Below are 7,074 nucleotides of genomic sequence, written 5' to 3' on the forward strand. Positions count from 1 at the left end.
GTCCGGTGCCCCTCCGCTCGGGCAGGAGCCGCTACGCCGGGCCGGCGACCACCGCGATCGGGGTGGTGACCGGGGTGCCGGAGCCGTCGCGGCGCGGGTCGCGCTCGGGCAGGTCGACCGGGGCGCCCTTGGCGGTGGCGGCCTGGGCCGGGGCGGCGCCGGCCCAGGCGAAGGCCAGGGCGTCCTCGCCGCGCAGGAAGCGCTGGCAGCGGACGCCGCCGGTGGCGCGGCCCTTGCGCGGGTACTGCTCGAACGGGGTGACCTTCCAGCTGGTCTGCTCGCCGTCGGAGAGCGTGCCCGTGGCCGTGGCCACCGAGACCACCACCGCGTCCGCCGCCGGGTCCACCGCCGTGAAGGACAGCACCCGCGCGCCGTCCGACAGCTTGATGCCCGCCATGCCGCCCGCCGGACGGCCCTGCGGACGCACCTGGCCCGCCGGGTAGCGCAGCAGCTGGGCGTCGGAGGCGATGAAGACCAGGTCCTCCTCGCCGGTGCGCAGTTCGACCGCGCCCACCAGCTCGTCACCCTCCTTGAGGGCGATCACCTCGAACTCGTCCTTGTTCGCGGGCCACTCCGGCACCACCCGCTTCACCACGCCCTGCAGCGTGCCCAGCGCCAGCCCCGGCGAGGACTCGTCCAGCGTGGTCAGCGCCAGTGCCCGCTCCCCGTCCTCCAGTCGCAGGAACTCGCCCACCGCGGCCCCGCCCGCCAGCGTCGGCGACGGTGTCGGCGGCAGCGCCGGAAGGTCGATCACGGGCAGCCGCAGCACCCGGCCCGCGGACGTGACCACGCCGACGTCCGCCCGGGCCGTCGCGTGCACCGCCGACACGATCACGTCGTGCTTCGCCCGCTTCTCGGACACCTCGAACGGCTCGCCGTCCGCCGTCCGCGCCAGCAGGCCCGTCGACGACAGCAGCACCCGGCACGGGTCGTCGGCGACCTCCAGCGGCACCGCCAACGCGGCCGAGGGCACCGCCCCCGCCTCCAGCAGCACCGTGCGCCGCTCGGTGCCGAACTGCTTCGACACCGCGCCCAGTTCGGACGACACCACGCTGCGCAGCTTGGTGTCCGACTCCAGGATCTCGGTCAGGTCCGCGATCTCGGAGGTCAGCTTCTCCTTCTCCTGCTCCAGCTCCACCCGGTCGAAGCGGGTCAGCCGCCGCAGCGGGGTGTCCAGGATGTACGCGGTCTGCGTCTCCGAGAGCGAGAAGTGCTCCATCAGGCGTTCCTTCGCCTGCTGGGCGTTGTCACTCGACCGGATGATCGCGATGACCTCGTCGATGTCGAGCAGCGCCACCAGCAGGCCCTCGACCAGGTGCAGCCGCTCCTCGCGCTTGCGGCGGCGGAAGTCGCTGCGCCGGCGCACCACGGTGAAGCGGTGGTCGACGTAGACCTCCAGCAGCTCCTTCAGCCCCAGCGTCAGCGGCTGCCCGTCCACCAGCGCCACGTTGTTGATGCCGAAGGTCTCCTCCAGCGGCGTCAGCTTGTACAGCTGCTCCAGCAGCGCCTCCGGCACGAAGCCGTTCTTCACCTCGATGACCAGCCGCAGGCCGTGCTCGCGGTCGGTCAGGTCCTTGACGTCCGCGATGCCCTGGAGCTTCTTCGCGTTGACCAGGTCCTTGATCTTCGAGATGACCTTCTCCGGGCCGACGTTGTACGGCAGCTCGGTGACCACGATGCCCTTGCGGCGGGCCGTCACCGCCTCCACCGTCGTCGTCGCCCGGATCTTGAACGTGCCGCGGCCCGACTCGTACGCGTCCCGGATGCCCGACAGGCCCACGATCCGCCCGCCGGTCGGCAGGTCCGGACCGGGCACGAACCGCATCAGCGTGTCCAGGTCCGCGTTCGGGTGCTTGATCAGGTGCCGGGCCGCGGCCACCACCTCGGACAGGTTGTGCGGCGGCATGTTCGTCGCCATGCCGACCGCGATGCCCGTCGCGCCGTTCACCAGCAGGTTGGGGAACGCGGCCGGCAGCGCCAGCGGCTCCTGCTCGCTGCCGTCGTAGTTGGGGCCGAAGTCGACGGTGTCCTCGTGGATCGACTCCACCATCGCCATCGAGGCGGCCGTCAGCCGCGACTCGGTGTAGCGCATCGCGGCCGGCGGGTCGTCGTTGCCCAGCGAACCGAAGTTGCCGTGCCCGTCGATCAGCGGCAGCCGCATCGAGAACGGCTGCGCCATGCGCACCACCGAGTCGTAGATCGACTGGTCGCCGTGCGGGTGCAGCCGGCCCATCACCTCGCCCACCACGCGGGCGCACTTCACGTGCGCGCGCTCCGGGCGCAGGCCCATCTCGTTGGCCTGGTACAGGATCCGGCGGTGCACCGGCTTCAGGCCGTCCCGCGCGTCGGGCAGTGCACGCGAGTAGATCACCGAGTAGGCGTACTCCAGGAAGGAGCCCTGCATCTCGTCCACGACGTCGACGTCGAGGATCCGCTCCTCGAAGTCTCCGGGCGGCGGGGTCTGCGAACTGCGGCGGGCCATCGCGGCGGGGCTCCCTTACGTGTCGCTGGCTGTGTCTCGGTCGGTCGCCGAACGCCGGGGGGCGGTCGTCGCTCGTCTCCGCACCGTCCCGCCGCCGGACCCGTCAACCGGGCGCCGTCGACAGGGCGCGGCGCCCCCATTGTGGACCCTCGCGCCGACACTCCCGGTCAGCGGCCCTCTTCCGCCCCTGGCGAACGGCCCCGTCCGCGCGGACACGAACACGGCTCCCGCACGTTGCACCACAATGGGGGACGCCACACGAACCCCCGACATCGACGACGGGAAGGACCCGAGCGCATGGCCAACCCGGCCCCCGCCTCCAGCCGAGGCATCGCCATCACCGAGCACCGCCTGGCCAACGGCCTGCGCGTAGTCCTCTCCGAGGACCACCTGACCCCGGTCGCCGCCGTCTGCCTCTGGTACGACGTGGGCTCCCGGCACGAGGTCAAGGGCCGCACCGGCCTCGCCCACCTCTTCGAGCACCTGATGTTCCAGGGCTCGGCCAACGTCACCAACAACGGGCACTTCGAGCTCGTCCAGGGTGCCGGCGGCTCGCTCAACGGCACCACCAGCTTCGAGCGCACCAACTACTTCGAGACCATGCCCACCCACCAGCTGGAGCTCGCGCTCTGGCTGGAGGCCGACAGGATGGGCTCGCTGCTCGCCGCGCTCGACGAGACGTCCATGGAGAACCAGCGCGACGTCGTCAAGAACGAGCGCCGCCAGCGTTACGACAACGTCCCGTACGGCACCGCCTTCGAGAAGCTCACCGCGCTCTCCTTCCCCGACGGCCACCCGTACCACCACACCCCGATCGGCTCCATGGCCGACCTCGACGCGGCCACCCTGGAGGACGCCCGCACGTTCTTCCGGACGTACTACGCGCCCAACAACGCGGTCCTCTCCATCGTCGGCGACATCGACCCCGAGCAGACCGTCGCCTGGGTCGAGAAGTACTTCGGCTCCATCCCCGCGCACGACGGCAAGCAGCCCCCGCGCTCGGGCGAGCTCCCCGAGACGATCGGCCGCGAGATCCGCGAGGACGTCCACGAGGACGTCCCCTCCCGCGCCCTGATGGCCGCCTACCGCCTCCCGCACGACGGCACCCGCGAGGCCGACGCCGCCGACCTCGCCCTCACCATCCTCGGCAGCGGCGAGTCCAGCCGCCTCTACAACCGGCTGGTCCGCCGCGACCGCACCGCCGTCGCCGCCGGCTTCGGCCTGCTGCGGCTGGCCGGCGCCCCCAGCCTCGGCTGGCTCGACGTCAAGACCTCCGGCGACGCCACCATCGAGCAGATCGGCACCGCCGTCGACGAGGAGCTCGCCCGCTTCGCCGCCGAGGGCCCCACCGCCGAGGAGCTCGAACGCGCCCAGGCCCAGATCGAGCGCGAGTGGCTCGACCGGCTCACCACCGTCGCCGGCCGGGCCGACGAACTGTGCCGCTACGCCGTCCTGTTCGGTGACCCGGAGCTGCTCAACGACGCCCTCCCCAAGGTCCTCGACGTCACCGCCGAGGAGGTCCAGGCCATCGCCAAGGCCCGGCTCCACCCCGACAACCGGGCCGTCCTCGCCTACGAGCCGACCGCCGCCGCCGAGACCGCCGCCGACTCCGACGCCGCTTCCGAAGAGGAGGGTGCCGCCGTATGAGCACCGACTACGTCCCCGCCATGACCTTCCACCCGCAGCCCCGGCCGGGCACGCCAAGCCCCTGGGACTTCCCCGCCCCCGAGCGGGCCGCCCTCGGCAACGGCATCACCGTCCTGCACTGCCACCGGCCCGGTCAGCAGCTGGTCGCCGTCGAGGTCCTGCTCGACGTCCCGCTCGCCGCCGAGCCCGAGGGCCTCGACGGCGTCGCCGGCATCCTCGCCCGCGCCTTCAGCGAGGGCACCGACACCCTCAGCGCCGAGGAGTACGCCGCCGAGCTGGAGCGCGCCGGCGCCACCCTCGACACGCACGCCGACCACCCGTGCATCCGGGTCTCCCTGGAGGTCCCCGCCTCCCGGCTCCAGCGCGGCCTGTCCCTGCTCGCCGACGCCCTGCGCGCCCCGGCGCTGCCCGAGGCGGAGATCGAGCGGCTGGTCGCCAACCGCCTGGACGAGATCGTCCACGAGCAGGCCAACCCCGCCCGGCGCGCCGCCAAGGCCCTGTACGCCGAGCTCTTCGACGCCGCCGACCGGCTCTCCCGGCCGCGCGCCGGCACCGCCGACACCGTCAAGTCGATCGACCGCGCCGCCGTCAAGGCCTTCTACGACGGCCACGTGCGCCCCGCGACCAGCACCGTCGTGGTCGTCGGCGACCTCACCGGCGTCGACCTGCCCGCGCTGCTGGAGAGCACCCTCGGCACCTGGACCGGAGCGGCCGCCGAGCCGTCCGTCCAGGCCCCGGTCGCCGGCGACGACCACGGCCGCGTCGTCATCGTGGACCGCCCCGGCTCCGTCCAGACCCAGCTGCTCATCGGCCGGATCGGACCCGACCGCCACGACCCGGTCTGGGCCGCCCAGACCCTCGGCACCTACTGCCTCGGCGGCACCCTCACCTCCCGCCTCGACCGCGTCCTGCGTGAGGAGAAGGGCTACACGTACGGGGTGCGGGCCTTCGCCCAGCCGCTGCGCTCGGCGGCCGACGGCAGCGGGCGCGCGATGCTCGCCATCAGCGGTTCGGTGGACACCGCCTCCACCGCCCCCGCGCTGGCCGACACCTGGGTCATCCTGCGCACCCTCGCCGCCGAGGGCCTCACCGACGCCGAGCGCGACGAGGCCGTGCAGTTCCTGGTCGGCGTCGCCCCGCTGAAGTACGAGACCGCGGGCTCGGTCGCCGGCACCCTGGCCGACCAGGTCGAGCAGTACCTGCCGGACGACTACCAGGCCGAGGTCTACCGGCAGCTCGCCGAACTGCCCACCGCCGCCGCCACCGAGGCGGTCGTCGCGGCCTTCCCGCCGGACCGCCTGGTCACCGTCCTGGTCGGCGACGCCGCCGTGATCGCCGACGACGTGCGGGCACTCGGCATCGGCGAGGTCACCGTCGTCAGCTGACGGCCCCTCCCGGAACACCCTCCGGCCCGGTGGAGCACCCGCTCCGCCGGGCCGGACGCGTCTTTAAATCCATTGCGGGCCAGGACCGTTCCGTGGATAGATGTTCCCCGACGCACAGCACGTGCGAACTGCGAGCAGCGAAGGGAGGCGGTCACCATGCGGGTCGAGCAGGCCATACGACGCTCCCCGAGGCCGTATCTCCCACGCCTCGCCACGACTGCCTGAGCGCAGTCGCCTCCTGAACTTCCCCGGGCCGCGCCGGGATCCTCTGTCGCGCGGCACCCCATTCTCGTGAACTCCCCGGCCCATGGAGGTCGTTCAGCCATGACGTACACCGAAGTCCCGGGAATCCGGGTCCCGATCCGGATGTGGACGAACCCGGCGACGGTCGAGGGCGCGGCCCTCCAGCAACTGCGCAACATCAGCTCGCTGCCGTGGCTGCACGGCCTCGCCGTGATGCCGGACGTCCACCTGGGCAAGGGCGCGACGGTCGGCTCCGTCATCGCCATGAAGGACGCGGTCTGCCCGGCGGCCGTCGGCGTCGACATCGGCTGCGGGATGAGCGCGGTGAAGACCTCGCTCACCGCCAAGGACCTCCCGGACGACCTCTCCGGCCTGCGCCGCGAGATCGAGCGGGCCATCCCGGTCGGCCGCGGCCTGCACACCGACCCGGTCGACCCGTCCAAGCTGTACGGCTTCCGCACGGCGGGCTGGGACGACTTCTGGCAGCGCTTCGACGGCATCGCGGAGGACGTCAAGTGGCGGCGCGGGCGGGCGATGCAGCAGATGGCGACGCTCGGCGGAGGAAATCACTTCATAGAACTGTGCATTGATACGACTGATGCCGTCTGGCTGATGCTGCACTCCGGATCGCGCAACATCGGCAAGGAGCTGGCCGAGCACCACATGGGCGTCGCCCGCTCGCTGCCGCACAACCAGGGCCTGATCGACCAGGACCTGGCCGTCTTCCTGGCGAAGACCCCGGAGATGGCCGCCTACCGTCAGGACCTGTTCTGGGCGCAGGAGTACGCCAAGAACAACCGCGCGCTGATGATGGCGCTCTTCCAGGACGTCGTCCGGCGCGAGTTCGCCAAGGCCGAGGTCGCCTTCGACGAGGTCATCAGCTGCCACCACAACTACGTGGCCGAGGAGCGGTACGACGGCGTCGACCTGCTGGTCACCCGCAAGGGCGCGATCCGGGCCGGCTCCGGCGACCTCGGGATCATCCCCGGCTCGATGGGGACGGGTTCCTACATCGTCCGCGGCCTGGGCAACGAGGCGGCGTTCAACTCCGCCTCGCACGGCGCCGGCCGCAAGATGAGCCGCAACGCCGCGAAGAAGCGGTTCACCACCCAGGACCTGGTCGAGCAGACCAAGGGCGTGGAGTGCCGCAAGGACGGCGGCGTGGTGGACGAGATCCCGGGCGCCTACAAGAACATCGAGAAGGTCATCGGGCAGCAGAAGGACCTCGTCGAGGTGGTCGCGCACCTCAAGCAGGTCGTCTGCGTCAAGGGCTGACCCGGTCGGCCGGAGCGCGGCGGCGCCCGGAAAGCCGATCGG

General features: G+C 72.1%; 4 protein-coding genes. 3 read left to right on the plus strand and 1 reads right to left on the minus strand.

What is annotated here, in order from left to right:
* Positions 1-31: 31 nt before the first annotated feature.
* Positions 32-2,482, minus strand: coding sequence for a DNA topoisomerase (ATP-hydrolyzing) subunit A (locus ACFU6K_RS25975; protein ID WP_380666879.1), 2,451 nt, complete (start codon positions 2,480-2,482; stop codon positions 32-34).
* A gap of 297 nt (positions 2,483-2,779) precedes the next feature.
* Between ACFU6K_RS25975 and ACFU6K_RS25980 the strand changes: the two genes are divergently transcribed.
* From ACFU6K_RS25980 to ACFU6K_RS25990, 3 genes are all read left to right on the plus strand, one after another.
* Positions 2,780-4,129, plus strand: coding sequence for a M16 family metallopeptidase (locus tag ACFU6K_RS25980; protein WP_380666881.1), 1,350 nt, complete (start codon positions 2,780-2,782; stop codon positions 4,127-4,129).
* A gap of 20 nt (positions 4,130-4,149) precedes the next feature.
* The gene (locus tag ACFU6K_RS25985; protein WP_380666885.1) at positions 4,150-5,514 is read left to right on the plus strand and encodes a M16 family metallopeptidase; all 1,365 of its coding nucleotides are present in this window, start codon (positions 4,150-4,152) and stop codon (positions 5,512-5,514) included.
* A 324-nt stretch (positions 5,515-5,838) separates the two neighbouring features.
* Positions 5,839-7,032 carry an RtcB family protein gene (locus ACFU6K_RS25990; protein WP_380666883.1) on the plus strand — a complete coding sequence of 398 codons (1,194 nt, stop codon included), beginning with the start codon at positions 5,839-5,841 and terminating at the stop codon, positions 7,030-7,032.
* Positions 7,033-7,074 lie beyond the last annotated feature (42 nt).

The sequence above is a fragment of the Kitasatospora sp. NPDC057512 genome, assembly GCF_042802135.1.
GTDB lineage: Bacteria > Actinomycetota > Actinomycetes > Streptomycetales > Streptomycetaceae > Kitasatospora.

Bases quoted from the DNA above. Each gene is read 5' to 3' on its own strand.
- ACFU6K_RS25985 (WP_380666885.1), top strand. From the start codon at position 4,150: ATGACCTTCCACCCGCAGCCCCGGCCGGGCACGCCAAGCCCCTGGGAC.
- ACFU6K_RS25990 (WP_380666883.1), top strand. From the start codon at position 5,839: ATGACGTACACCGAAGTCCCGGGAATCCGGGTCCCGATCCGGATGTGG.
- ACFU6K_RS25980 (WP_380666881.1), top strand. From the start codon at position 2,780: ATGGCCAACCCGGCCCCCGCCTCCAGCCGAGGCATCGCCATCACCGAG.
- ACFU6K_RS25975 (WP_380666879.1), bottom strand. From the start codon at position 2,482: ATGGCCCGCCGCAGTTCGCAGACCCCGCCGCCCGGAGACTTCGAGGAG.